Origin of the sequence: Candidatus Avedoeria danica (genome assembly GCA_016703025.1) — a bacterium.
GTDB classification, from domain to species: Bacteria; Chloroflexota; Anaerolineae; order Epilineales; family Epilineaceae; genus Avedoeria; species Avedoeria danica.
On the sequence record JADJCV010000004.1, the window covers coordinates 181909 to 206768 of the forward strand.

Sequence of the window (24860 nt, forward strand, 5' to 3'; positions counted from 1 at the left end):
TGCGCCGTGCTCGCACCTTCCAACGCAAACCTCGCACAGCAAGTTCAGAACCACCAACCCAACCGGTCGCAAGCCAAATCCCAAACCATCAATCCCAAACCTGGCGGATCGTGTCGATCTGAGTATCTAGACGCATGAGTCACGCAAAAGGTGTCGCGAGGTTCCCGGGCTGTCAGCAATCGGACCGGATTCGGCCAGTGCGAGGTCAGTCTGAGCGCCCCATCCACCGTTCGATACGGGCCGACGTCCCGTCCTCCGGGCACGGCGTGCACGCCAGCCGCACGCCCGTCCGCCAGTCGTACCACCCCGTGCGCAGCGTCGTCGACGGCCATATCCCGCGCACGTCGCCGACGTCGACGGCCGGCGTCAGCGGCACGACGAGGATGGCGCGGGCACCGACCGCCCAGCGATCCGTCGTCGGGCGGCCGTCCAGCGGCGGGCCGTCGAACTGGGCGATGGTCCGGCCCGCGGCGTCGACGGCGTGCACGAAGACGTTTTGGTCGACGGCTGTCGGGCGGAGCACCTCGATCCCGAGCGTGGCCGAGATCGACGCCGACGCATCGCGCGCGGCCGGCTTCGGTCCCGACCACGAGCCCTGCCCGCCGACGAGGACGATCGAGTCGCCGAACGTCGTGCGCGGGGTGGCGTCGCCGATCCACGCGCGGGCGATGTCGTCGAGGGTCGCCGCGGGGAACGTGAAGACCGTCAGCGATGGCGCGCCGCGGCTGTCGATGCCGACGGTCCGCCGAGCCTGCGGCCAGCGGGCACCGAACGACGCGGCGGCATCGGCCTCCAGCGGGTCGAAGACGTATCGCGCCGACTGGCCGGGCGGCGGCATCAGCAGTCCGTGGGTCGCATCGACGGCCGTCGGCGGGTGGTCGGCGGTCAGGACGCGGATCGCGGTCTGGTCGTCGAGGAGGGGCGTGACGAACGTCGGCGCTTCGGCTGCCACGCGGGCGAGCTGGCGGCCGTGCTCCGTGGCGGCGCCGTTGAAGATGCCGTGGAGGCGATCGTCGGCGGCGTAGCGTCCGAAGTAGTCGCGCGAAGTGAGCAACAGCGGCAGGGCCAGCGCGGCGCCGACAACCGTCGCATAGACACCGCGGCGGTGTCGCGTTCGCCAACCGACCGCCTCGATGCCGATCGCCGCCACCGCGAACAGGATCGGCCACGTGCCCGTCAACCGCAGGAAGTTCGGCGCCCGCGCGCTGAGCCACGACGGCGCGACGGTCACGGCCAGCGTGACCGCCGCCAACACCGCCCAGCGCCGACGCCGGCCGTCGTGCCCGCGCACCGCCGCTACGACGAGCATCGCGAGGCCGACGAACCAGCCGAGCATCCACACCGCATCGCCGAAGATCGGTCGGTCCGGCAGGTTGTGGTACAGGTTGCCGTCGCCCTCGGCGAACGGGGCAAGGGCGAGGGCCATCGCGTTGTCGACGAGCGTGCCGACGAGGTCGCCCTCGTTCACCTCGGGGTTGAGCACCGAGACCTGTGCGGTCCGGGCGCCGGCCAGGTCCGGATGAGCGACGAGGAAGCGCGCGAGCGGCAGCGCGAGCGCGGCGGCGACGGCCAGCGCGAGGGCGAGGTGCCCGAGGACGGCCGGACGGCGCGTGCGCCATGCCCACCACAAGCCGGTGGCCACCGGGATGGTGGGCAGGAGTCGCCCGGTGAGGTGCGTGTAGAACGCGCCGGCGAGAACGATGCCCGTCGCCAGCGCCCAAAGCGAACCGCGCCCGCGCGACGCGACGGTCCGGTCGTTCGTCGCCGACGACGCCATCGCCCGGTCCCACGCCAGGACGAGCAGCGCCACCCAGACCGGTACGAGGACGAGCCGCAGCCCCACCCGTGACTGCAGCACCGGCCAAAACGTCAAACCGACGCCCGCCGCCGCCAGCACCGCCGTCCATGCCGCGCGCGTCACTCTCGTCTCGTCGATGCCGTCGATGCCGTCGATGCCGTCGATAGCGAAGTCCACCCGCCGACCATCCGCCGCGCCACGGCCGCCGTCAGCGCCGTCGCCAGCACGCCCGCGAAGGCGGCGACGAGACGCAGGCTGAAGATCGAGATGCCGAAGCCGCCGAACGCCAGCGCGGCGACGTAGCTGAACAGCGGCTCGCGCCCGTTGTTGCCCGGCAGGAAGACGGGCCGCGCGCCGCGCAGGATGTCGATCGCGTCGGCGGCGTAGTGCCCCTCGTCCGTATGGAGGCCGGGCGGCAGGTCGGCAAGGCGCCAGACGCGCAGGGCGAGGGCGACGAGGAGGATGGCGATGAGCGCGACGCGGGGGGGCCAGGAGCGGGAAGCGGGCCGGTGGGCACGCGCGACGGCCGCGGCGCGGGCGGGGGTGGGCGGGGCGTGCATGGCCCGGCAGCGTACGGGCGGGGGGCGGTCGGGTCAACCCGGACGCGTAACGTGCGTCGTCCTCTAGTACCATACGCCCATGCCACGCTCCCTTGCGACCCCGCTGTGCGTGACGACGACCGTGCCCGTCGGCGCGCGCGACTTCAACCCGTATGACCTGTTCCGCCTCGCCCCGCCGTACTTGAGCCCGCGCTTCGCGTGGCGGGCGTTCGACGAGGCGACGACGTACATCGGTTACGGCACCGAGGCGGGGTGCGGGGACTCGTGGACGTGGGATGGAGTGTCGCCGTTCGAGCGCACACGGCGTTTCGTCCGTGACCTGTCGCCGACGTGCCTGGACGCCGAACATCGGCCGGCGAGATGGCGGGCGCGATGGTTCGGCGGGTTCGCCTTCGACCCGCTCGACCCGTGGGGAGGGCCCTGGACCGACCTCGCGTTCCTGGGCACGTGGTTCAGTCTGCCGGAGGTCCAATTCGCCGTCCGGCGCGGCGTGACGCGCATCACGGCCCTCACCTGGGTGCAGGATGAGGCGGCGCTCCGTGCCACACTCGCGACGTGGGTCGAGCACGTCACGCAGCTCGCCGAGGCGAGCGCGTCCTTGTCGCCGTGCGCCGACGATCCTGCAGCGCCGCCCACGTCCGCCACAGGCCACCGGCAGCGCGACGCACTCGATGCAGCCGACGGGGCCGACACGGACAACACGGCCGACACAGTCAACAAGGCCGGCACAGCCAGAACCATCGCAGCCGACCGTCCCATCGACCCAATCCTGGCCAACCGCCTCTCCCGCGCGCTCGCCGCACTCGACGCCGGGGAGGTCGCGAAGGTCGTGGTCGCCACGTCGCGCACCGTCCCGTGCGACGTCGCGGACGGCGACATGCCGGCGCTGGCGAGGGCCATCGCCGCGGCCGCACCCGGATGCACGACCTACATCGTGGCGCCGCCCGCGAATGACGTCGAAGCCGTTTGGCTCGGCGCGACCCCCGAGCGCCTCGTGCGCGTCCGCGGGAACCGGCTCTGGACGATGGCGCTCGCCGGCACGGCCCGCCGTGGTGCGACGGCCGCCGAGGACCGGGCCCTCGGTGCTGCCCTGCTGGCCTCCGACAAGGACCGCCGCGAGCACGCCGCCGTCGTCGATGCCGTGCGCGGCGTGCTCGCCCAGGTGCCGGACCTCGAAGTCTCCGTCGCGCCCGAACCGCGCCTGCGCCGCCTGGCGACGATGCAGCACCTCGAGACGCCGATCACGGCGCGCTCGACGTCGCGGCTCGACGTGCTCGACATCGCCCGCCGCCTCCACCCGACGCCCGCCCTGGCGGGGGCGCCGCGCGCGGCGGCCCTCGACCTCATCGCGCGCCTCGAGCCCGACGGCCGCGGCTGGTACGGCGGTGGTGTCGGCTGGCTGGACGGGCAGGGGGACGGGGACATCGCGGTCGGCATCCGCGGCCTGCTGATCCGCGAGGGCGCCGCGACGGCCTACGCGGGGGCGGGGCTCGTTGCGGGCTCCGATGCGGCCGCGGAGGCGCGCGAGATCGAGCTGAAGCTGGCGGCGGCGTTCGGGCCGCTCCAGGCGTGGGCGAGGGCGTCGGCAAGCTCGTCGGGCGACGTGCCGCGCGACGCGTCGGCCATCGCGTCGGCCATCGCGTCGGCCATCTCGTCGGCAGGGGAGGGTGGGCAGTGACGGCACCCGCGTCGGAGGTTGACCTGAGCGGTGCCCAGCTGAACGCCGTTTGGGCGGCCACGCTCATCGACGCCCTCGTCGCCGGCGGCGTCCGCCACGTCTGCGTCTCGCCCGGCTCGCGCTCCACTCCGCTCGCATGGGCCGTCGCCGACCGCGACGGCCACGGACTGACGTGCTCGGTCCACCTCGACGAGCGGGCCGCCGGCTTCTTCGCCGTCGGGTACGCCGCCGCGACCGGTTCGGCCGTTGCGCTCGTGTGCACGAGCGGTACGGCGGCGGCGAACTACCTGCCGGCGGTCGTCGAGGCCAGTCACAGCCGGCTGCCGCTCGTCGTGTTGACCGCTGACCGGCCGCCCGAGCTGCGGGACCGCGGGGCGTGGCAGACGATCGATCAGGTGAAGCTGTACGGCGGGTTCGTGCGTTGGTATCACGAGCTGGGCGAGGCATCGGCGGCGGAGGCGGCGTTGCGAACCGTCGCCGCGGTGGGCGCGCGGGCGGCGGCGACGGCGCTCGGGGTGCCGCGGGGGCCGGTGCATGTGAACGTGCCGCTGCGCGAGCCGCTGGGGCCGGTGGTGGGCGTGGGGGGCGCACCGTTGGTTAACGGCGACCATCCGATGGCCAACGTAGGGGCGGGCCTCGTGCCCGCCCTCCTCCCGCAAACCACGCCCGTTGTCGCCGACGAAGGGCGAGGCATGCCTCGCCCCTACGCGGGGGTGGGGGGCGGGGGCCAAGGGGCACGTGTGGCGGGGGGGGTGTGGGCGGTCGATGAGGCGGTGGTCGAAGAACTGGGGGCGCGGATCGCGGCCGAACCGCGCGGGATCATCGTCGCCGGGCGGCCGGCATTGGATCGTTCGTCGATGCGCGCGGTGCGTGGGTTGGCGGCGGCGGCCGGCTACCCGCTGATCGCCGAGCCGCTGAGCGGCCTGCGCTTTGGGGTGGCCCGCGACGGGGCATCCGGCGGCGACGCGCAGGGCGGCGACGCGCAGGGCGGCGATGCGCAGCGCGGCGATGCGTCGGCCGGCGATGGGTGGTCGGTGCTCGTGTGCGGCTACGACGCCTTCCTGCGGCCGGACGCCGGCGTCGACGTGCCGGCGCCTGGGCTGGTGGTTCGCGTGGGCGGCAGCGTGACATGGAAGCACGTCGCTGACTACCTCGGCCGGAGCGCGGACGCGTTCCAGGTCGCGATCGACCCCGAGGGCACGTGGGACGACCCGACAGGGCGGATCGCGCTGCGTGTCGCCGGCCCGACCGGGCCGACGTGCGCGGCATTGGCGGATGCCGTGGCGGCGGCGCGGGCCAGGCAGCGCGAAGCGGGTGCATCGGTGCGGGTGGGACCGCGCGATGCGGGCGCCGCGTGGCGCGCGTGGTGGCGCGCGGCCGATTCGGCCGTCGCCGGCGTGCGGGCGGTGCACGCGGCATCGCCCGAGCGCGGCGGAACGGCGTGGCTCTATCCGGCGCTCATCGACCTCCTGCCCGACGACGCCGTGTGGTTCGTCGCCAACAGCATGGCCGTTCGCGACCTGGACACGTTCACGACGCCCACGGCCAAAGCGATCCTCCCGCTGTGCAACCGCGGCGCCGCCGGGATCGACGGCACGCTGTCCAGCGCGCTCGGCGCTGCCTACGGCGCCGGCCGACCGGCGGCGCTCGTGACGGGCGATCTGGCGTTCCTGCACGACGGCGGTGGGTTCGGCGCGGTGGCCGATCTCGTCGCGCGCTACGGCGACGGCGCGCTCGACCTGTTCATCGTCGTTGTCGACGACGGCGGCGGCGGGATCTTCGAGCACCTCGGCGTGGCGGCGGCCGACCGGACGCGCTTCGAGGCGTTCTTCGCCACGCCGCAGCGGGTCGACATCGTCGCGTTGTGCGCCGCTTGGGGCATCCCGTGCCGCGTCGCGACGGACGCCGACGGGCTGCGGGCCGCCGCCGCCGTCCCCGCCCCGGTCCGCGCCGCCGTCGTTCCGATCGACCGCGCGGCGAACACGGCCGCCCACCGCGCGTACTGGCGCGCCGCGTGCGATGCGGTGGCGGCGGCGACGCGCGGGATCGACGTTCGTCCGTGAGCGGCACGAAGCTCCACTTCGAGCGGCTGCACGAGGGCGCGGCCGAGGCCGTGCCGATCGTCCTGCTGCACGGGTTCACCGGCGACGGCACGACGTGGGCCGCGTTCGCAGACGCCTGGGCGGCGGCCGATCGTCGCGGCGCCGGCCCGTCGCTCTACGCCGTCGACCTCGTCGGCCACGGGCGGTCGCCCGACCCGGACGATCCGGCCACGTACCGCCTCGAAGCCCAGGCCGCGTCCGTCTGCGCCGCTCTCGAGGCACAAGGCATCGATCGCGCCGTCTGGCTCGGCTACTCGATGGGCGGGCGCGTCGCGCTCAGCGCCGCCGTGGCGCATCCCGACCGCGTCGCGGCGCTCGTCCTCGTCAGCACGTCGCCCGGCATCGCGGACGACACCCTACGGGCCAAGCGCGTGGCCGCCGACGAATTGCTGGCGGCGTCCGTCGAGGCGGACGGCATCGGGCCGTTCGTCGATTACTGGGCGCGCCACGCGCTCTTCGCGACGCAAGACGCCCTCGGCCCCGACCACGCCGAAGCGATGCGCGCGCAACGCCTCGGCAATCGGGCAAGCGCCATCGCGCACACGCTGCGCGCGGCTGGGGCGGGGGCGATGACGCCGCTGTGGGAGCGGCTGGGCGAGCTGGCGATGCCGGTGCTCGTCGTCAGCGGGGCGCTCGACGCGAAGTACACCGCGATCGGGCGGGCGATGGTCGAGGCGATCGGCGCTGGGGGGTCGCACGTCGTCGCCGGCGCCGGGCATGCGGTCCAGCTCGAGGCGGCCGATGCGCTGGCCACGCTGGTGCGCCGCTGGACCGAGGATCGGCCGCCCCACGACGATATTTCGCCCCGGTCGCCCGGCACGATACGATAGGATCTGGGCTGCGCACCCGGCGCCGCCGACGGAGGGGAGACGACACGGTGACGACTGTTTGGCAGCCCATTGCGACGCCTGCCGGGGCGTTCGAGGACATCCTCTTCGAACGCTGCGACGCGATCGCCAAGGTGACGATCAACCGCCCCGAGGTCCGCAACGCCTTCCGGCCGCAGACCGTCCGCGAGATGCTGGCGGCATTCGAGACGTGCCGCAACGACCCGTCCATCGGCGTCGTCATCCTGACGGGCGCGGGTGACGAGGCGTTCTGCTCTGGCGGTGACCAGCGCGTGCGCGGCAAGGCGGGCTACGTGGATGCCGCCGGCGTGCCGCGGCTGAACGTCCTCGACCTCCAGATGGCCATCCGCCGCCTGCCGAAACCCGTCGTGGCGATGGTCGCCGGCTACGCGATCGGCGGCGGGCACGTCCTGCACGTCGTGTGCGACCTGACGATCGCCGCCGACAACGCGCGCTTCGGCCAGACGGGGCCGCGCGTCGGGAGCTTCGACGGCGGGTTCGGGTCGGCGTACCTGGCGGCGATCGTCGGCCAGAAGAAGGCGCGCGAGATCTGGTTCCTGTGCCGCCAGTACGACGCCGCGCAAGCCCTCGACATGGGCCTCGTGAACACCGTCGTCCCGCTGGCCGAGCTCGAGACGACGACGGTGGCGTGGTGCCGCGAGATGCTCGCCCTCAGCCCGCTCGCGCTGCGGCTCCTCAAGGCCTCGTTCAACGCCTCGCTCGATGGCCAGGCCGGCATCCAGCAGCTGGCCGGCGACGCGACACTGCTGTACTACATGACGGACGAGGGGACCGAGGGCAAGACGGCGTTCCTGGAGAAGCGGGAGCCGGACTTCGACCAGTTCACGCGCTACCCGTGAGCCCATTCGCGCCGAATCGCGCACGCCGCACGGTCTGCCGCGCATCGAGGCTCCGTTCCGCGAGATCCACGCCGGCGCGCGCGCGATGACCCGAACGACGCCGTTGAACGCCTGGCTCCTCGCCGCCCGCCCCAAGACGCTCGTCGCCGCCGTCGCGCCGGTGGCCGTCGGCAGCGCGCTGGCGTACAACCAGCACGCGTTCGCGCCGCTGCCCGCACTGGCCGCGCTGGCCGGCGCGCTGCTCATCCAGATCGGCACGAACCTGACGAACGACGTCCTCGACTTCCGCCGCGGCGCCGACACCGCCGAGCGCCTCGGCCCGACGCGCGTCACGCAGGCCGGCCTGCTGTCGCCGCGCGCCGTCGCGATCGGCGCCGTCGTCGCCTTCGCGCTCGCCGTCGCGGCCGGCGGCTACCTCGTCGCCGTCGCCGGCTGGCCGATCGCCCTTCTTGGCGTCCTCGCTATCGCGTCGGGCATCGCGTACACGGCCGGGCCGGCGCCGCTGGCGTACGTCGGCTTGGGCGATCTGTTCGTCCTCGTGTTCTTCGGCATCGCCGCGGTCGGCGGCACGTACTACGTCCAGGTCATGGCCGCGCTGGACCGCTTCTCGCGCTGGCAGGCACTCCAGGCGATGCCGCAGGCCCTCGTCCTCGGCGTCGGCGTCGGTGCGTTGGCGATGGCGATCCTTACCGTGAACAACCTGCGCGACGCGCCGACGGATGCCGCGGTCGGCAAGCGCACGCTGGCCGTCCGTCTGGGCGACGGCCGGACGCGGCGGTACTTCGACAGCCTGATCTTCTGCGCGTTCGCCGCCCCGGTGAGCCTGGCCGTCTTCGGCGGCCTCGGCCCCGCCGTGATCGCCGTGCTCTTCAGCGTGCCGTTCGCCCTCGACCCGGGCCGTGCCGTGGCCGGGGGCGTGGCCGGCAAGGCGCTCAATCCCGTCCTCGGCCAAGTCGCGCGCCTCCAAGTGGCCTACGCCGCGTGCCTGTCGATCGGCCTCGTCGCCGACCGGCTGCTGCGGGCGTGGGTTGCAGGGGGCTGATCGGCCGCGGCGCGCGCCTGCGCGATCCGCCCCACGAAGGCTACAGCCACAACGCATGCGCGTCGACATCGTCCCGTACGCCCTCCCGTTCCGCCGCCCGTTCGTCACCGGCGCGGCGGAGCACGCAGTGCGCCGAGGCTGGCTGGTGCGGGTCGCCGGCGACGACGACCCCGCGACCGCCGGCTGGGGCGAGGCCGCGCCGCTGGCCGGCCACGGCGGTGAGGACCCGGCCGCGCTTACCGCCGCCCTCCGCACCTTCGCCGCCGCCGTCGCCGATCCCGAGGCCGCGCACTTGATCGACGGCACGCCCCCCGGCTGGGCGCCGCTTCACACCCTCAGCAGGCGGCTCTTCCCGCGCGCGCCGGCCTTCCCGTGCGCCTGCGCCGCGTTCGACCTCGCCCTCGCCGACCTACTTGCCCGCCGCACCGGCCTGCCCCTTGCCCGCTGGCTCAGCCGCGCCGCCCGCCCACGCGTCGCCGTGAACGCCGTGATCGACGCCGTCGCGGCCGACGACGCTGGCGCGCACGCCTCGGCCGCCGTCGCCGCGGGCTTCCGCACGCTCAAGGTCAAGCTGACGCCGGATCGCGATGCCGACGCACGGCGTCTGGCCGCGATTCGCGAGGCCGCCGGACCGCACATCGCACTCCGCGGTGACGCGAACGGCAGCTGGGGCGTCGACGAGGCGATCGACCGCCTGCGCGGCCTCGTCCCGTTCGACCTGGCCTACGTCGAGCAGCCCGTCGCCGCGGCCGATGTGGCCGGCCTAGCGCGCGTCCGGCGCCACGCCGACGTGCCGATCGCGGCCGACGAGGCGCTCCTGTTCCCGCACGGGCCGGGGATCGACGCCGTCCTCGCCGCCGAGGCAGCGGACGTCGTCGTGCTCAAGCCATCGCTCCTCGGCGGGCCGTCCGCGGCCTGGGCTGCGGCCATCGCGGCGGCGGCGCGCGGCGTGGCGGTCACGGTGACGACGAGCCTGGACGGCGCCGTTGGCCGGCACGGCGCGCTGGCCGTCGCCGCCGCGCTGTACCCGCCGCCAGGCGCGTGCGGGCTGGCGACGGGCGGGCTGCTCGAAACCGATTTCGGACCCGAAATCGTGATCCGCGCCGGCGAGGCGATTCTCGACGGCACCTGTGGCGGCCTCGGGTTCACCCCGACCGTGCCCGCCGGCGACGGCCCGATGACGACCGACCCCGGCTCCGCGCCGAGCGACGACGCGCCGTGACGCCGTCCCGCCCGGCGATCACGTTCGCCGGCCGCACGCTGACCGCCGCCGAACTTGCCGCTCGCGCCGAGTCCCTGGCCGGCCGCCTGACCGCCGCCGGCATTGCGCCGGGCGATCGCGTGGTAACGCTCCTGGCCAACAGCGCCGCGCCCGTCGTCCTCATCCATGCCTGCCGCATCGTCGGCGCCGTCGTCGTCCCGCTCAACCCGCGCTGGTCCGCCGCCGAGGTCGCCGAACCCGCCGCCCGTGTCCGGCCGCGGCTGGCCGTCGTCGATGCGGGCGACGAACGGGACACTGTGGCCGCCGTCGTCGACGCTGCGTCGGGCGGGATCGTCGCCGTCGATTCAATTGGGGGTGACCCATCGGATGGGGGGTCGGGCGCCCGTCCCGACACGTCGAACGCTCCAATCGCGTGGCCGTGGCCGCCCCCGGACGACCCGGACCGCGCGCAGGCCATCGTCTTCACGTCCGGTACAACCGGCGCGCCGAGAGGCGCCGTTCTCTCGTGGGGCAACGACCACGCCAACTGGGTCGGCTCCCGCGCGCGCCTCGGCCACGGCGCGGACGACGTCTGGCTTGTCGCCCTGCCGCTCCACCACGTCGGCGGTCTGGCGATCGTCCTGCGCGCCGCGTGGGACGGTGCGCACGTCGTCGTCCTGCCGCGGTTCGACGCGGACGCCGTCGCGCGCGCCATTGCGGAGCACGGTGTGACGCGCCTGTCCCTCGTGCCGACGTCGCTTGGCGCGGTGCTCGACGCTTGGGCCGCTCGCCGCGGAACGGGCGGCGCACGAACGGCGCCGTCGACGCTGCGAACCGTGCTGCTCGGCGGCGGCCCGCTCGTTGGGGCGCCGGTGGCCCGCGCCGTGGAGCTTGGCTTCCCCCTCGCGCTCACCTACGGCTTGACGGAGGCCGCCAGCCAGGTGGCCACGACGGCGCCGGGATGGACGCCCGGCGAGCCGGCCGCGGCGCCGCCGCTGGACGGCGTGCGCGTACGCATCGCCGCCGGTGTCGGCGACGCGATGGAGGTGGGCACCGGCGGTGTCGGCGAGATCGAGGTGGCCGGCCCGACGGTGTTCGCCGGCTACTGGGACGATCCGGCCGCGACGGCAGCCGCGCTCTCGGGCGGCTGGCTGCGCACGGGCGACCTCGGTCATCTCGACGGCGCCGGGCGGCTGACCGTCGTCGGGCGGGCGGACGACCGGATCACGACCGGCGGCGAGAGCGTCGACCCGGCGGAGGTCGAGGCGGTGATCGACGGCCATCCGGCGGTCGGGGCGAGCTGCGTCGTCGGGATGGCGGACCCGGTGTGGGGGCAGGTGGTCGTCGCGGTCATCGAGCCGGCGCGCGAAGGCGACGTCCGGGCGCTGCCGGACGTCGATGCGCTCCGCGGTTGGCTGGACGGGCGGTTGGCGAACTACAAGCGCCCGCGGCGCGTGGTCGCCGTGGCGGCGCTGCCGCGGACGGCGGCGGGGAAGATGGCGCGAGCGGCGGTGCGGCGGCTAGCCGAGCTCGATCTGGATGCCGCCGATTCGGCTGGCGACGACGTTGTAGACGAACGCCTGGATGGCGCCGACGATGAAGCCCATGACACCGTACACGATCGGCAGGACAATGATCGCGCCGATGCCGAAGATCACGCCGAGCAGGCCGGCTCCGGGCTCGTCGCCCATCCCGGCGGCCATGCTGGCGCCGAGGATCGCGAAGAGCGAGACGAAGGCCCCCGCGATCAGGCCGACCACGGTCATCAGGGCACTGTACACCTTGGCGCTGGAAAGGACGTCGATCCGTCGGATGGTGGTCACGGGGGCGGTCTCCTTGTGCGGGCGCCGTCGGGCTGACGGGCCGGCGGGATCATACGGTGAATCTGAGGCGGGGGTTGCGCGAGGCGTACGGCCCGCTGGGCACGGCATGCCGTGCCCCTACGCGGCGGTTGTGGTGTCCGGCGGAACGATCAGGGTTCGCTGGCGGCCCGCATGAGCATCGACCGGACGTCGTCGGGCAGCGCCGTGGGCGCGAACCGGCCGTCGGCGGCCGCGGCCGTGTAGACGAACGTGATCAAGGCTCGCGCCCGGACATCGTCGCCGCTGTCCGGGACCGTGGCTGCGCTCGAGTTCGCACCGACGCCGCACGCCGTCATCGCCAGCGTGAAGCTCGTCGTGCCGACGCGGGCGACCGACACGCGCACGCGGACCACTTCGCCGGCGAAGATCGGGGCGAGGTGGTCGACCTCGACGCGGCGGATGGGCGTGGAGCGCTTCGTCTGGCCGAACCAGTCGGCGTAGTCGATGCCGAGGTCGGCGATGAACGCCTCGTACGCCTCTTGCCAGAGCTCGGCGTAGCGGCCGAAGAACAGCACGCCGGCCGGGTCGGCTTGGTGGAACGCGACGCGGGTGCGGTAGGCGAACGGCGAAGCGGTTTCGTACGGCATCGACGGCGGGCCGGCGGTCTAGCGCCGCTCGCCGACGGGGTGCATCGTCAGCACGCGGCCGACGGCGGCTGCGATCGGGCCGAGTCGGCTCGTCAGTTCGCCGAGCTCGTGCGGGCGGATGGCCTGGTCGCCGTCGGACAGCGCCGTGTGCGGGGCAGGGTGGACCTCGATCATCACGCCGTCCGCCCCGGCCGCGAGCGCGGCGAACGTCATCGGCGCGATGAGCGCCGGCTCGCCCGTGGCGTGGGATGGGTCGACGATGACGGGCAGGTGGGTCTCGCGCTTGGCGAGGGCCATGGACGCCAGATCGAGCGTGAAACGGGTGCCGTCGTTGAACGTGCGGATGCCGCGCTCGACGAGGATCACCTGGTCGTTGCCGCCCGCCAACAGGTATTCGGCGGCCAGCAGCCACTCCTCGACCGTGGCCGCGAAGCCGCGCTTCAGGACGATCGGCTTGTCGATGTCGGACAGCGCGCGCAGGAGGTCGAAGTTCTGCATGTTCCGCGCGCCGACCTGGAACGCGTCGACGTACGGGTACATCGTCTCGATCATGTCGACCGCCAGGCACTCGCTAACGACGGGCAGGCCGGTGGCCTCGCGCGCCGCCGCCAGCCACTCCAGCGCGATCACGCCGTGGCCCTGGAAGCGGTAAGGGCTCGAGCGCGGCTTGAACGCGCCGCCGCGCAGCACGACCGCCCCATTGGCCGCGCACGCCCGCGCCGCCTGCAGGATCGCCTCGGCCCCCTCGACGGCGCACGGTCCGGCGATGATCCCGAAGGAGTCGCCGCCGAACGGCACGCCGCCGATGTGGACGATGGTGCCCGAGCGCTGCACCTCGCGCCGCGCCAGGCGGTAGGGCGTGTCCGGCAGGAACACCCGCTCGACGGCGCGGTCGTGCCCGATGATCGCGTCGATCTGGCCGACGCTGACGTCCGACAGGAGGATGACGCCCGGCCCGACGTCGTACACGGACGCCTCGACGCCGGCCGCACGCACGTGTTCGACCAACCGCCGCACGTCGCGCTCGGTGGCCTCGGGCGCCACGACGGCCACGGCGACGCCTCGCGGCTCGACCGGCGCTGGTGCGCCGATGTGCCGCGGGTCGCCCGGTCGGGGGTCGCCGTTCGATCGCGCGCCGGGTGGCTGCAGGGCCGGGTGGAGTTCGTTCACCGGGACGCTCCTCGGGCGCCTCGCCTTGGGCGGTGGATTCCGCGCTGCGGAAAGGCAGGGCAAGTCGCGACCAACTATAGTGTGATGCAAGGTAGCGTGCAAACGATCTTTCAGGAATCGTTCGGACGCGCGCCACCCGTCCCGATCGACGATGTTTCGGTCGACGTCGGCTCGGCCGACGTTGACTCGCCCGACGCCGCCGCGTCGACGAAGCGCGCCCCCGTCAGCCGCACCAGCGCATCGACCGCGACGCGCACGTTCAGGCCGCGCTGTCCCGCGCTGACGCAGATGCCGTCGAGCGCGCCCGCCGCGCTGTCGACGACGACGTCGAATGCGCCGTCGCGGACCGCCAGCGCGCTGATCCCGCCGACCTGCAGGCCGGTGAGCCGCTCGGCATCGCGGTGTGCGGCCAGTTGGAGCTTCTTCTCGCCGAGCGCAGCGGCAAGCCCCTTCAGATCGACTTGTCGATCGGCGGCGAGCAGGACGAGGAGCGGCCTGCCCGCCGCGCGCTGGACGACGAGCGTCTTGTACACCTGCGAAGGCGGGACGCCGAGATGCGCGGCGACCTCGGCGGCGTCGCGGATCTCGGTCGGGTACGCGAGGACGTCGTACGGGACGCGCGCGGCGTCGAGGCGGCGCATGGCGAGGCTCTTGGGGGTCGGCATCGTCCGCTCCTGGGCGGATGCTATCATCGTCACCCCGCTGGTCTCTCGCAAACCGCACCGAGGTTCGCCGTGCCGCGCCCGATCCCGCAGCCGCAGCTGCCCCGTAAGGTCGTCACGCTGAGCGGCGACACCGTCACGGCGCGCACGGACGAGATCGCCGTCGAGGAGCCGCTCGAGATCCGCCTCGCGCCTGCCGCCGACCCCCTTACGTTCCAGCGCGCCGCCGTCACGATGCGCACGCCCGGCGCCGACGCCGAGCTCGCTCTCGGCTTCCTGTTCGCGGAGGGGATCATCCGCGCGGCCGGCGACGTCGTGCACATCGCCCACTGCCTCGACCCCGACATCACGGCCGAGCAACTCGGCAACGTCCTGACCGTGACGCTGCAGGACGACGTCGTCGTCGACATGGCGCCGCTGGAGCGCCACTTCACGACGACGAGCGCATGCGGGGTGTGCGGCAAGGCGGGGCTCGAGCAGCTGACGATGCGGGGCGTCGCGCGCATCGTCGATGACCCGCCGGTGATGCACATCCCCCCGGCGTTGCTGTACGCGCTGCCGGATCGATTGCGTGCGGCACAGGGCACGTTCGATGCGACGGGCGGGCTGCACGCCGCCGGTCTGTTCGATGCGGCCGGCACGCTGCTGGCGGTGCGCGAAGACGTCGGGCGGCACAACGCGCTGGACAAGCTCGTCGGCTGGGCGCTCACGGAGGGGATGGTGCCGCTGGCCGGGCACATCGTGCTCGTCAGCGGGCGGGCGAGCTACGAGCTCGTGCAGAAGTGCGCGGTGGCGGGGGTGCCGGTGATGGCGGCGGTCGGGGCGCCGAGCAGCTTGGCGGTCGAGACGGCGGAGGCGTTCGGGATCACGCTCGTCGGGTTCGTGCGGGGGGAGCGGGCGAACGTGTATGCGGGGGTGGGGCGCGTCACAAACTCGTATCCGTGACGAGTGGGCGAACGATGACCGGGATCTCGAAGTGCTCGAAGTGGCGGTCGTGTGTGAGGACGGGCGCGCCGAGTCGGCGGGCCATCGTGGCGACGAGCACGTCGAGCAACGGCACCGTGATGCCGCGCCGGCGGAGACGCATTGCCGTCGTTCCTGCGCGCACCCAGTCCGTCGGGTTGTCGGGGGCGATCCCGACGAAGTCGATCAACACGTGCAGGTCTTCGACCTCGCGCACGGACCGTGCGCCCACGAGCAACTCGGCGATGGCCGGTCCGACGAGGATGATGGCCTCGCTGCGGAGGAGGCTCGCGATCTCTTTGGCGGTCGCAGAGCCGGGACGCCGCAGGTAGCTGATCCAGGCGGACGTGTCGACGACGATGCGACTCGCCGAGTGGTCTTGTCCGGTCCCGTTTACTCGTCCCATAGTGCGGCCGTGCGTTCCGCGTCCTCCAGGTCGACGCGGTTCTGATCGGCAATCGCCTCCTCGTCGACGATCATCGACCCCTCCAGCGCCAGCACTCGCTTCAGTTTCAACTGGCGCACGAACGCCTGGACCGCGGCGCGAATCACCGCCGGCTGCGACTTCAGCCGCGTCTCCCGCAGCATGAACCTCATGTCGGCGTCATCGATCGTAACCGTAGTGCGCATCATCTCACCTCCGTATCTCGCACCATATGAGTCGGCAAGATAGCATCCCAACCGCCTTGGAGCAAGCGCGCCCCGACGCTCACTTTGCGCGCGGCGGGGTGGAGTGGCAACCTAAACCCCTCCCCAGCTTTTCAGGAGCCGACAACCATGGCACTTCCCCCGCCTCTCCCCCGACGGACGGCCGCCCGATCCGCTGCACTCACTCTCGTGTGCGCGTTGGCCGTGCTCACCGCGAGGTCGGTCCGTCCGTCCACTCCCGCCTCCGCCGCCGACACCGTCGCCGCCGACCGCGGCTTCCTCCTCTCCGGCGTCCAGTTCGTCCAGTCCAGCCCCGGCTCGATCCCCGGCCCCGTGATCCCGTTCGGCGAAGCCTTCCCGGTCGTCCTCGGCGCGGAGGGTGAACGCCGGATGGCCGTCGTCTCCGCCGGCCGGTGGGAGAAGGGCCGCGTGGTGGCGTTCGGGCACGGCGCGTTCTTCAGCGAAGGGACGCTGGAGTCGAGCGAGACGCAGAGCGGGCGGTTCATGACGAACGCGCTGAACTGGACGGCCGGCGGGCGCCTGGCGCTGGCAAGCCTGAAGGTCGTCGACGTCGGGGGGCACGAAGGCTTCCGAGCGTGGCTGGCGCGGCAGGGCGCGACGGTCGTCGTCTCGGACGGCAGCGATCTGGCGACGGCGCTGCGCGGGGCGAACGTGCTGGTATGGGGCGCGTGGCGCCAGGGGAAGGCGGAGCGAGACATCATCGCCAACTGGGTGAAGACCGGCGGTGGGCTCGTGGCCGAGAGCCTGGGGTGGGGCTGGATGCAGCTGAACCCGAACGTCGACATCCGCCAGCACGCCGGCAACCAGCTGCTGGCGGAGGCCGGCATCGTCTGGAGCGACGGCTACCTCGACCGGACGTCGGGCAATCCGGCGGGCTTCGCGACCGGGATCACGGAGATCGGCCTGACGCAGGGCGACGAAGCGCTCGCGGCGCTGCGGGGCGAGCGCGGGGCGCTCGAGGACCGGCAGATCGCCCAAGCGGTCCACGTCCTCACGCGCCTGATCCGGACGCTGCCGCGGAGCGAGCCCAAGCTGCTGCCTGCCTTGCGGCTGATGACGGCCGACCTCGGCCCGATCATCCCGACGGAAGCCGATCCGGTGTCGCTCTACAAGGACCCGCTCCAGCGCATCGGCCTCACGCTGCAGGTCGAGGACCTGCGGTTCGTTGCGCCCGACGCGGTGCCGTTCCACCCCGCGGGCACCGAGTTCCCGGGCGACGTGCCGATCGAGGCGCCGCGCGTCACGCGCGAGATCGACGTCGACACGCGCCAGACGCGCTGGCATTCGACGGGTCTGTACGCGCCGCCGGGCGAGCGGCTGACGGTGTCGCTGACGCAAGCCGTCGTCGACCTGGGCCTGGCGATTCGCATCGGCGGGTTCACGGACGAGAACTGGCACATGGACGATTGGACGCGCGTGCCTTCGATCTGGAGCCGCTCGCCGTTGACCGCGACGACGGTCCTCGCCGCCAACGCGTTCGGCGGCCCGGTGTACATCGAGGTGCCGGACGACGTGTCGATCCTGGCGGGGACGGTCCAAGTGACCGTCGCCGGCGCGGTCGAAGCGCCGTACTTCCGCCTCGGCGAGACGACGACGGCCGAGTGGCGTGACCGGCTGCGGTCGCTGAAGGCGCCGTACGCCGAGCTCGGCACGGACAAGCTGTTCCTCACCGTGCCGTCGTCCGCCATCCGCAACCTCGACGACCCGGAGCCCGTCCTGCGCCTCTGGGACGAGGTCCTCGACGCCCAAGCCGACCTCGCAGCGCGCCCGCGGGCCCGCGACTACCCGGAGCGCTTCGTCGCCGACCGCCAGATCGGCTACGGCTACATGCACGCCGGCTACCCGATCATGACGTTCAACGACGTGAAGGACTTCGTCGTCGACGAGGCGGCGCTGCGCAAGGGCGGCTCGTGGGGCCACTTCCACGAGCTGGGTCACAACCACCAACAGGGCGACTGGACGTTCGAGGGCACGGGCGAGGTGACGACCAACCTCTTCACGGTCTTCACGTACGACCACGTCCTCGGGATGCCGTCGCACGAGGGCGGGCCGGGCAATATGGCGCGCCTCAAGCCGGATGCGATCCGTGCCACGTGGGAGGCGTACGACCGCGCCGGCCGGAAGTTCGACGACTGGAAGGGCGATCCGTTCCTGGCGCTGTCCATGTACATCCAGCTCGAGCAGGCGTTCGGCTGGCAGGCGTACATGCGCGTCTTCGCCGAGTACCGCGCGCTGCCGGACGCCGAGCGGCCGAAGAACGACGACGAGAAGCGGGATCAGTGGATGGTGCGATTCAGCCGGCAGGTGAACCGCAACCTGTGCCCGTTCTTTGCGATGTGGGGGGTGCCGGTGAGCCAGGCGGCGTGTGACAGCGTGGCGGGGTTGGGGGCGTGGGATCCGTGGGTGGAGGGGCGGGCGACGGGGACGCCGACGTTGGCCGATGCGAATACGGCGACGCCGACGAGGACGCCCGATCGGCCGACTGTCGATCCGCGGACGCCGGGTGGTCCGACGGCCGGCGCGGGATCGCCGACGGCGGGGCCGGGGACGGCGCGGGCGACGGGGACGGCGATTGCGGTTGTGGCGCGGGTGTATTTACCAGTGGGGTGGCGGTGAGGATGGAGGTGGAGCTGGCTTCGCGCCATCAAGGAGGGGGTGAGAGGCCGCAGTGAGGTGCGTGCGGTAGCAACGGCGTCCTCCATCATTGTCGCAAGGGCTGTCAGAGAACGGCAACAAGGTGGAAAGGAGGGCGTGTGCTATGCGTCCAAATCGTCGATATGTCAATGACATGATAATTGAAGAATTGTCGCAACGGTGGGACGATACTCTCTCCGAGTGCAATTTTCTGCGCCGACCCAGGAGTTTAAAGTATGTACGGCAATTTGGAGATGCTTTCCAAGAACTGGAGTTTGTATTTCAGATGAGTCCGAATTTTGCGCCAGGAGCACTGGCGCATATCTTGCCACGTGTCAGGATTCGCCTGGGTAGCGTGAACGAGCTGGCCGCGAAAATCGCGGGCGATGATCCCGGCTATGCACCCATGAACAAGGAATGGACGTATGGCACTAACGCCACTAATCTAGGTACGATTCGACATCAGCGCGAAATGGTGATGTATGACCGTGAATCGCTAGTCGCGCTACTTGAAGTATTGCTTACGCAATTTGAATTGTATTTCCGTCCGTTCCTTGATCAATGCATGTCCCCGATTGGCCTTACGGATCTATTCGAGAGCAAAGCGATTCCGATGAGTGGTGCTCCCGGCGTGATACGTATGGGAGCGGCCTACTTACTTCAGGGTCGCACAGGTGAGGCCAATGATCTCTGGAAGAAGCGCCTTGATCTTCCAGGATTGCAGATTCTCTACCCGCGCTCTATCGCGTATAGCCGCTCATTGGGGTTGAGCACACGGCGGGGCGACGACCTGGATGTGCTCTTGACGGATACGGGCGCTTCCGGAGCCCAGTGAAGTCGGAGTGAAAACTCTGTCTCCAGTCCGTGCGTTCCGTTGTGCTGCGACGCGCAGCACCGTCGGAATTTCCAACCCTACACTTCTGCCTTCGCGGCATGCAACTGCAACCCCAACGCCCTGATCACCTTCAGCATCGTGGCGAACTCGGGATTACCGGTGGGCGACAAGGCCTTGTAGAGGCTTTCGCGTCCCAGGCCCGTGTCGCGCGCGATCTGGGCGAGCCCCTTTGCTCGGGCAATGTCACCCAGCGCGGCCGCAATGACGGCAGCGTCACCGTTCTCGAGCGCGGCTTCAAGGTAGGCAGCCATGTCGTCGGGGCTCTCCAAGTGGTCTGCGGCGTCCCAAGGCCGGGTCTGGGTCTTTGACATAACTACCTCCTAGAGCTCACGCGCCAACGCTATGGCCAGCTCGATGTCCCGACGCTGTGACCGCTTGTCTCCGCCTGCCAGCAGGATGACCACTGTATTGTCGCGCGCGATGAAGTAGACCCGATATCCAGGTCCGTGATCGATGCGAAGCTCGGAAACGCCTTCACCGACCGCCTTGACATCGCCCGGGTTGCCGAGAGACAGTCGGCGAATGCGGACGTCGATTCGCGCCCGCGCTTGGCGATCTCGCAGGGCCTCGAACCAGTGAGCGAACGCGTCGGTCTGGCGAACCTCGATCACGGGATGCATTGTATCTTGTGGGATACAATACTGCAAGCGACTTGCGGCATCCCATCGCGCGATAGCGAACGCGCTTGCGGCTAGTGGCTCGCCAAGCCATGATAGCCCCGATCCGCGTACGTTTGCTCGGCCCATTGCTCGTTCCCCCGCCCGGAGCCCAACCCATGCCCACCCCCCAAGACCGCGCCCGCGTCCCCGACGAGCTCCACCGCCTCGGCGGCCTGCGCCCCGGCGTCTCGCGCGAGGTCGCCCGCCGGACGGGCGTGCCGGAAGCCGATGTATACGGCGTCGGCAGCTTCTTCCACCTCCTGGCCGAGCCGGACGTCGACGTGCGCGTCTGCCAAGGGCTATCGTGCCAACTCGCCGGAGCCGACGCGCTGCTCGAGGCGGCGCGCGCGAGCGGCCTGCGCGCGGAGGGCTGCCAGTGCCTCGCGGCGTGCGACAAACCCGCGGCCATCCTGCGCGGCCGGCGTGTGCTGCCGGCGGTGATGTCCGCCGAGATCGCGGCAGCCGGCGGCGACTTCACGGCGCTGTTCTCGGCCCAGGCGCCGGGCGACCTGTGGATGGGCACGATCGGACCCCTCGACGCCGATCCGGAGTCGCTGGCGATGAACCTGATGGCCGAGCCCGACTGGTCGGGCGCGGCGCTTGCGCGCGCGGCCGAAATCGGGCCGGGCGGCCTCGTCGCTGAGCTCGAAGCGGCAGGGCTGCAGGGCCGCGGCGGGGCCGGGTTCCCGGCGCACATCAAGTGGAAGGGCGTGATCGGCCAACCCGAGACCGTCCGCTACGTCGTGCTGAACGCCGACGAGGGCGAGCCGGGGACGTTCAAGGACCGCGAGGTGCTCCTGCGCCGGCCGGACCTCGTCATCGAGGGCCTCGCGATCGCCGCGCGGGCCGTCGGAGCCACGGCCGTCTACCTGTACCTGCGCGGCGAGTGGGAGATCCCGTGGCGCGTCGTCGAAGACGCCATCGAACGGTTTCAAGTCAGCCGGCCTGCTGGACGGGCTGGACTTCCACATGCACGCCGGCCAGGGCGCCTACATCTGCGGCGAGGAGACGGCGCTCATCGAGGCACTGGAGGGCAAGCGCGGGATGCCGCGGCTCCGGCCGCCGTTCCCGGTCGAGGTCGGGCTGTTCGGCAAGCCGACGCTCGTCCACAACGTCGAGACGATCGCGTGCGTGCCCGGGATCGTCCGGCGCGGCGGGGCGTGGTTCAAGGCGCTCGGCCGGACGGCCCCCGGCACGAAGCTGTACTGCGTGAGCGGCCACGTGAATCATCCGGGCGTGTACGAAATGCCGATCGGGATCACGCTCGACGAGCTCGCGGCCGCTGCAGGCGGCTACGTCGGCAACCTCCTCGCGTTCTCCCCCGGCGGCGCCAGCTCCGGCTTCCTCCCGGCCTCCAAGCGCGACATCGCCCTGGACTTCCGGACGTTGGCCGACGAGGGCTCGATGCTCGGCTCGGCCGGCGTCGTCGTCCTGAACGACACTGTTAACATCCCTTGGGCAGTTGCGCACCAGCTTCGCTTCTTCGAGGCCGAGAGCTGCGGCCAATGCGCCCCGTGCCGGATCGGCACCCGCTTCCAGCGCGAGAGCCTGGATCGGTATCTCGATGCCACGCGAGCGCCTGTGGGCGCCGATGCCCTCGCGCACGTCGCCGAGGTGGCGTGGCAGATGAACGAGGGGTCGATCTGTGGCCTCGGGCAGGCGGCGTCGTTGCCGCTGACGACGGCGCTCAGGTGGTTCCCGGAGGCGTTCAAGACCGCAAGCGACGCGTCCACCCCATAAGTCGTCGCACCCCAATCCTCACCCCCCGACCCCCTCCCCCAAACTTGGGGGAGGGGGTCGGGGGGTGAGGGCCTCAGGCCGCCGGCTGCTGTATCCCCAACGACTCCGTGCGACGTTGTTCCTCATTCGCCACTTCTGACTAAAATGACTCCTCTCAAGCCCGTCTGGAGCGCCCGATGGACCCGGACCCGAACCCAACCCTAACCGTCGACGGCCACCCCATCCCCTTCACCCCCGGCGAAACCGTCCTCGAAGTCGCCGCCCGCGCCGGCCGCGTCATCCCGACGCTCTGCCACGACCCGCGCCTCGACCCCGCCGGTGCCTGCCGCACATGCTTGGTCGAGATCGAGGGCTGGCGGCGCATGGCCCCGTCGTGCGCCACGCCGGCCGCCGCGGGCATGGTCATCACGACGGACAACGAGCGGATCGCGCGCCACCGGCAGAGCCTGATGGCGCTCTACTTGGCCGATCACCCGCAAGGCTTCGTCGGCAGCGAGCTCGGCGCGCCGAGCGAGGTCTACCAGCTGGCCGAGCGCTACGGCGCGCCGCGCGACTGGCCGCGGCTCGAGCCCGTCCGCGAGGGCCGGCCGCTGGACGAGAACCCGTACATCCTCTTCGATGCCACCAAGTGCATCGCCTGCGCCCGCTGCACGCGCTACTGCGACGAGGTCGAGGGCGTCACGGCGATCACGCTCTCCGGGCGCGGCAGCCACACCACCATCACGACCGTCGACCAGATCTCGCTGTTGGACAGCACGTGCGAGATGTGCGGCGGCTGCATCGACACCTGCCCGACGGGGGCGATGGCCGAGAAGATCCCGCTCCTCACGCGCGCCAAGCCCGAGCGCGACCTCGTCAAGGTGCGCACGACGTGCAACTACTGCGGCGTCGGCTGCCAGATGGACCTGAACGTCGATCCCGAAGGCAACGGCGGGCGCGGGCAGGTCGTCAAGATCTCCAGCCCGCCGCCCGGCACGACGACGAACGACGGCAACCTGTGCGTGAAGGGGCGGTTCGCCTACGACTTCATCGACCACGAGGACCGGCTGACGACGCCGCTCGTGCGCGCGGAAGACGGGACGCTGCAGCCCGCATCGTGGGCGGAGGCGATCCGGCGCGCTGCCGAGGGGCTGATGGGCGTCGCCGCGACGCACGGCGCGGACGCGCTGGCGTTCGTCTCGTCGTCGCGCTGCACGATGGAGGAGAACTACCTCGTCCAGAAGCTCTCGCGGGCGGTGTTCCAAACGAACAACATCCACCAATGTGCGGCCACCTGACACGCCCCCACCGTGGCCGGTCTGGTCACAACGTTCGGTGCGGGCGCGATGACGAACTCCATCGGCGAGATTCGCGACGCGGACTTCCTGTTCGTCATCGGCAGCAACACTTCTGAGGCGCATCCGATCATCGCGATGGAGATGAAGCGCGCCGTGCGCCGCGGCGCCAAGCTCGTCGTGGCGGATCCGCGCTCGATCTGGATGGCGTCCATCGCCGAGCGGCACCTGAAGCTGCGGCCGGGCACGGACGTCTGGCTGCTGAACGCGATGGCCAACGTCATCGTCACCGAGGAACTGTGCGACGAGGCGTTCATCGCCGAGAGCACGGAGAACTTCGAGGCGGTCGTGGCGGCGGTCAAGGACTTCACGCCCGAGCAAGCCGAGATCGTGACCGGCATCCCGGCCGAGGACATCCGCGCCACAGCGCGCGAGTACGCCACGACGAAGAAGGCGGGCATCTACTACACGCTCGGCATCACCGAGCACAGCCACGGCACGGACAACGTGTACGCGCTCGCCAACCTCGTCCTCATGACCGGCCACCTCGGCTCGGAGTCGATGGGGATGAACCCGCTGCGCGGTCAAAACAACGTCCAGGGCGCCAACGACGCGGGCGCGACGCCGGTCTACTTCCCGGGCTACCAGCGCGCCGACGACGAGGCGGTCGTGGCGAAATACGAGGACATCTGGGGCGTGCCGCTCTCCCGCACGCGCGGCCTGAACCTGAACGAGATGATGAAGGTGGCCGGCAAGCAGCTGAAGGGCTTCTTCATCATGGGCGAGGACATCGTGTTGTCCGAGCCCAACGTCAGCCTGCTCGAAGAGGGCCTGAACAAGGTCGATTTCCTCGTTCTCCAGGACATCTTCCTGAACGAGACCGCCCGCTTCGCCGACGTCATCTTCCCAGCGGCGTGCTTCGCCGAGAAGGACGGCGTCTTCACGAACTCCGAGCGCCGCGTCCAGCTCGTGCGCAAGGGCGTCGAGCCGCCGGGCGAGGCGCGTGCGGACTGGGAGATCCTCGTCGAGCTGGCGCGGGCATGCGGGGCGGATTGGAACTACAACTCGGCCGCCGAGATCTACGCCGAGCTGGCGCGCGACGTGCCGCGCTTCGCGGGGATCAGCCACGAACGCATCGCCGAGGACGGCGGCCTCCAGTGGCCGTGCCCGACGCCGGACCATCCCGGTACGAAGTTCCTGCACGAGGGCGGCAAGCTGCTCCGCGGGCGGGGGCTCTTCACGGCGGTGAGCTTCCGCCCGTCGGCCGAGGCCGAGGACACGGACTATCCGCTCCTCCTGTCCACCGGCCGCACGCTCTACCACTACAACTCGGCCACCCAGACCCGGCGCGAGCAGGGCGCTCATCACAAGCAGCCCGAGGCCTACATCGAGCTACACCCCAAGGACGCGGGCCGGCGCGGGATCGTCGACGGCGACATGGTGACGGTGTCGACGCGTCGCGGGCACATCGAGTGCCGGGCGCTGCTGAGCCGGCAGGTACGGCGGGGGTGCATCTGGATGCCGTTCCACTTCGCCGAGGCGCGGGCGAACCTGCTGACGAACGACGTCGGGGATGCGGTGACGGGGACGGCGGAGTACAAGGTTTGTGCGGCGGAGGTGAGCAAGGTCGTGGTGGCGGCAAACGGTCACGCGTCG

At 71.6% G+C, this 24860-nt stretch carries 23 protein-coding genes and 3 pseudogenes; 15 read left to right on the top strand and 11 right to left on the bottom strand.

Annotated elements, in window-relative coordinates; translation table 11 throughout:
* Positions 1–205: 205 nt before the first annotated feature.
* Positions 206–1975, bottom strand: a complete 1770-nt coding sequence (locus IPG72_04270; GenBank protein MBK6768237.1) for a hypothetical protein — start codon at positions 1973–1975, stop codon at positions 206–208.
* Positions 1918–2358, bottom strand: coding sequence for a hypothetical protein (locus IPG72_04275; GenBank protein MBK6768238.1), 441 nt, complete (start codon positions 2356–2358; stop codon positions 1918–1920). Before IPG72_04275 ends, IPG72_04270 begins: the two co-directional genes overlap by 58 nt.
* A gap of 79 nt (positions 2359–2437) precedes the next feature.
* On the opposite strand from IPG72_04275, the gene IPG72_04280 reads away from it, so the two are divergent.
* The 7 genes from IPG72_04280 (at position 2438) to IPG72_04310 (ending at position 11948) form a co-directional block, all read left to right on the top strand.
* Complete coding sequence (locus tag IPG72_04280; GenBank protein ID MBK6768239.1) at positions 2438–4036, top strand: chorismate-binding protein; 1599 nt, start codon at positions 2438–2440, stop codon at positions 4034–4036.
* Complete coding sequence (menD, locus tag IPG72_04285) at positions 4033–6099, top strand: 2-succinyl-5-enolpyruvyl-6-hydroxy-3-cyclohexene-1-carboxylic-acid synthase (protein MBK6768240.1); 2067 nt, start codon at positions 4033–4035, stop codon at positions 6097–6099. Before IPG72_04280 ends, menD begins: the two co-directional genes overlap by 4 nt.
* Positions 6051–6968, top strand: a complete 918-nt coding sequence (locus tag IPG72_04290; GenBank protein ID MBK6768241.1) for an alpha/beta fold hydrolase — start codon at positions 6051–6053, stop codon at positions 6966–6968. Before menD ends, IPG72_04290 begins: the two co-directional genes overlap by 49 nt.
* Positions 6969–7036: 68 nt before the next feature.
* Positions 7037–7846, top strand: a complete 810-nt coding sequence (gene menB / locus IPG72_04295) for a 1,4-dihydroxy-2-naphthoyl-CoA synthase (GenBank protein ID MBK6768242.1) — start codon at positions 7037–7039, stop codon at positions 7844–7846.
* Positions 7847–7931: 85 nt separating this feature from the next.
* Positions 7932–8888: a 1,4-dihydroxy-2-naphthoate polyprenyltransferase gene (locus IPG72_04300; GenBank protein ID MBK6768243.1), complete on the top strand. Its 957-nt coding sequence runs from the start codon at positions 7932–7934 to the stop codon at positions 8886–8888.
* Between the two features lie 55 nt (positions 8889–8943).
* On the top strand, positions 8944–10110 hold the full coding sequence (locus IPG72_04305; GenBank protein ID MBK6768244.1) for an o-succinylbenzoate synthase: 1167 nt from the start codon (positions 8944–8946) through the stop codon (positions 10108–10110).
* Positions 10107–11948: an AMP-binding protein gene (locus IPG72_04310; GenBank protein MBK6768245.1), complete on the top strand. Its 1842-nt coding sequence runs from the start codon at positions 10107–10109 to the stop codon at positions 11946–11948. The genes IPG72_04305 and IPG72_04310 overlap by 4 nt, the downstream gene beginning before the upstream one ends.
* A gap of 113 nt (positions 11949–12061) precedes the next feature.
* On the opposite strand, the gene IPG72_04315 is transcribed toward IPG72_04310, so the two are convergent.
* The 3 genes from IPG72_04315 to IPG72_04325 all read right to left on the bottom strand — a co-directional run bounded on the left by IPG72_04315 (position 12062) and on the right by IPG72_04325 (position 14373).
* The gene (locus IPG72_04315) at positions 12062–12538 is read right to left on the bottom strand and encodes an acyl-CoA thioesterase (protein ID MBK6768246.1); all 477 of its coding nucleotides are present in this window, start codon (positions 12536–12538) and stop codon (positions 12062–12064) included.
* A gap of 18 nt (positions 12539–12556) precedes the next feature.
* Complete coding sequence (gene aroF, locus IPG72_04320; protein ID MBK6768247.1) at positions 12557–13582, bottom strand: 3-deoxy-7-phosphoheptulonate synthase; 1026 nt, start codon at positions 13580–13582, stop codon at positions 12557–12559.
* Positions 13583–13818: 236 nt separating this feature from the next.
* Positions 13819–14373 (bottom strand): aminoacyl-tRNA deacylase, encoded by a 555-nt coding sequence (locus IPG72_04325; protein ID MBK6768248.1) that lies wholly within the window; start codon positions 14371–14373, stop codon positions 13819–13821.
* Positions 14374–14454: 81 nt separating this feature from the next.
* Here IPG72_04325 and fdhD point away from each other — a divergent pair, with 81 nt between their 5' ends.
* Positions 14455–15315 (top strand): formate dehydrogenase accessory sulfurtransferase FdhD, encoded by an 861-nt coding sequence (gene fdhD / locus IPG72_04330; GenBank protein ID MBK6768249.1) that lies wholly within the window; start codon positions 14455–14457, stop codon positions 15313–15315.
* Here fdhD and IPG72_04335 read toward each other — a convergent pair.
* A complete protein-coding gene (locus IPG72_04335) occupies positions 15296–15739 on the bottom strand; it encodes a PIN domain-containing protein (protein ID MBK6768250.1) in 444 nt (147 codons plus the stop codon). The genes fdhD and IPG72_04335 overlap by 20 nt on opposite strands.
* Positions 15727–15966, bottom strand: coding sequence for a hypothetical protein (locus IPG72_04340; protein ID MBK6768251.1), 240 nt, complete (start codon positions 15964–15966; stop codon positions 15727–15729). The genes IPG72_04335 and IPG72_04340 overlap by 13 nt, the downstream gene beginning before the upstream one ends.
* A gap of 144 nt (positions 15967–16110) precedes the next feature.
* Here IPG72_04340 and IPG72_04345 point away from each other — a divergent pair, with 144 nt between their 5' ends.
* Complete coding sequence (locus IPG72_04345; GenBank protein ID MBK6768252.1) at positions 16111–18618, top strand: hypothetical protein; 2508 nt, start codon at positions 16111–16113, stop codon at positions 18616–18618.
* A gap of 373 nt (positions 18619–18991) precedes the next feature.
* Positions 18992–19471: a hypothetical protein gene (locus IPG72_04350; GenBank protein ID MBK6768253.1), complete on the top strand. Its 480-nt coding sequence runs from the start codon at positions 18992–18994 to the stop codon at positions 19469–19471.
* 77 nt (positions 19472–19548) lie between these two features.
* On the opposite strand, the gene IPG72_04355 is transcribed toward IPG72_04350, so the two are convergent.
* Complete coding sequence (locus tag IPG72_04355) at positions 19549–19842, bottom strand: putative addiction module antidote protein (GenBank protein ID MBK6768254.1); 294 nt, start codon at positions 19840–19842, stop codon at positions 19549–19551.
* A 9-nt stretch (positions 19843–19851) separates the two neighbouring features.
* Positions 19852–20142, bottom strand: a complete 291-nt coding sequence (locus tag IPG72_04360) for a type II toxin-antitoxin system RelE/ParE family toxin (protein MBK6768255.1) — start codon at positions 20140–20142, stop codon at positions 19852–19854.
* Between the two features lie 98 nt (positions 20143–20240).
* Here IPG72_04360 and IPG72_04365 point away from each other — a divergent pair.
* From IPG72_04365 to IPG72_04380, 4 genes and pseudogenes are all read left to right on the top strand, one after another.
* Positions 20241–20540, top strand: a pseudogene (locus IPG72_04365) (NAD(P)H-dependent oxidoreductase subunit E).
* Between the two features lie 90 nt (positions 20541–20630).
* Positions 20631–21119: pseudogene (locus tag IPG72_04370) on the top strand (NADH-quinone oxidoreductase subunit E).
* Positions 21120–21159: 40 nt separating this feature from the next.
* On the top strand, positions 21160–21930 hold the full coding sequence (locus IPG72_04375; GenBank protein ID MBK6768256.1) for an SLBB domain-containing protein: 771 nt from the start codon (positions 21160–21162) through the stop codon (positions 21928–21930).
* Positions 21931–22106: 176 nt separating this feature from the next.
* Positions 22107–23207 carry a (2Fe-2S)-binding protein gene (locus tag IPG72_04380; GenBank protein MBK6768257.1) on the top strand — a complete coding sequence of 367 codons (1101 nt, stop codon included), beginning with the start codon at positions 22107–22109 and terminating at the stop codon, positions 23205–23207.
* Here IPG72_04380 and IPG72_04385 read toward each other — a convergent pair.
* Both IPG72_04385 and IPG72_04390 read right to left on the bottom strand, forming a co-directional pair.
* The gene (locus tag IPG72_04385) at positions 23138–23665 is read right to left on the bottom strand and encodes a hypothetical protein (GenBank protein ID MBK6768258.1); all 528 of its coding nucleotides are present in this window, start codon (positions 23663–23665) and stop codon (positions 23138–23140) included. The genes IPG72_04380 and IPG72_04385 overlap by 70 nt on opposite strands.
* 180 nt (positions 23666–23845) lie before the next feature.
* On the bottom strand, positions 23846–24148 hold the full coding sequence (locus IPG72_04390) for a hypothetical protein (GenBank protein MBK6768259.1): 303 nt from the start codon (positions 24146–24148) through the stop codon (positions 23846–23848).
* Between the two features lie 25 nt (positions 24149–24173).
* Between IPG72_04390 and IPG72_04395 the strand changes: the two are divergent.
* Positions 24174–24815 (top strand): annotated as a pseudogene (locus IPG72_04395) (formate dehydrogenase subunit alpha).
* Positions 24816–24860 lie beyond the last annotated feature (45 nt).

Bases quoted from the DNA above. Each gene is read 5' to 3' on its own strand.
- IPG72_04280 (MBK6768239.1), top strand. From the start codon at position 2,438: ATGCCACGCTCCCTTGCGACCCCGCTGTGCGTGACGACGACCGTGCCC.
- IPG72_04315 (MBK6768246.1), bottom strand. From the start codon at position 12,538: ATGCCGTACGAAACCGCTTCGCCGTTCGCCTACCGCACCCGCGTCGCG.
- IPG72_04340 (MBK6768251.1), bottom strand. From the start codon at position 15,966: ATGATGCGCACTACGGTTACGATCGATGACGCCGACATGAGGTTCATG.
- IPG72_04335 (MBK6768250.1), bottom strand. From the start codon at position 15,739: ATGGGACGAGTAAACGGGACCGGACAAGACCACTCGGCGAGTCGCATC.
- IPG72_04345 (MBK6768252.1), top strand. From the start codon at position 16,111: ATGGCACTTCCCCCGCCTCTCCCCCGACGGACGGCCGCCCGATCCGCT.
- IPG72_04355 (MBK6768254.1), bottom strand. From the start codon at position 19,842: ATGTCAAAGACCCAGACCCGGCCTTGGGACGCCGCAGACCACTTGGAG.
- IPG72_04375 (MBK6768256.1), top strand. From the start codon at position 21,160: ATGCACGCCGGCCAGGGCGCCTACATCTGCGGCGAGGAGACGGCGCTC.
- IPG72_04325 (MBK6768248.1), bottom strand. From the start codon at position 14,373: ATGCCGACCCCCAAGAGCCTCGCCATGCGCCGCCTCGACGCCGCGCGC.
- IPG72_04300 (MBK6768243.1), top strand. From the start codon at position 7,932: ATGACCCGAACGACGCCGTTGAACGCCTGGCTCCTCGCCGCCCGCCCC.
- IPG72_04275 (MBK6768238.1), bottom strand. From the start codon at position 2,358: ATGCACGCCCCGCCCACCCCCGCCCGCGCCGCGGCCGTCGCGCGTGCC.
- IPG72_04380 (MBK6768257.1), top strand. From the start codon at position 22,107: ATGGACCCGGACCCGAACCCAACCCTAACCGTCGACGGCCACCCCATC.
- IPG72_04385 (MBK6768258.1), bottom strand. From the start codon at position 23,665: ATGCCCGCCTTCTTCGTCGTGGCGTACTCGCGCGCTGTGGCGCGGATG.
- IPG72_04305 (MBK6768244.1), top strand. From the start codon at position 8,944: ATGCGCGTCGACATCGTCCCGTACGCCCTCCCGTTCCGCCGCCCGTTC.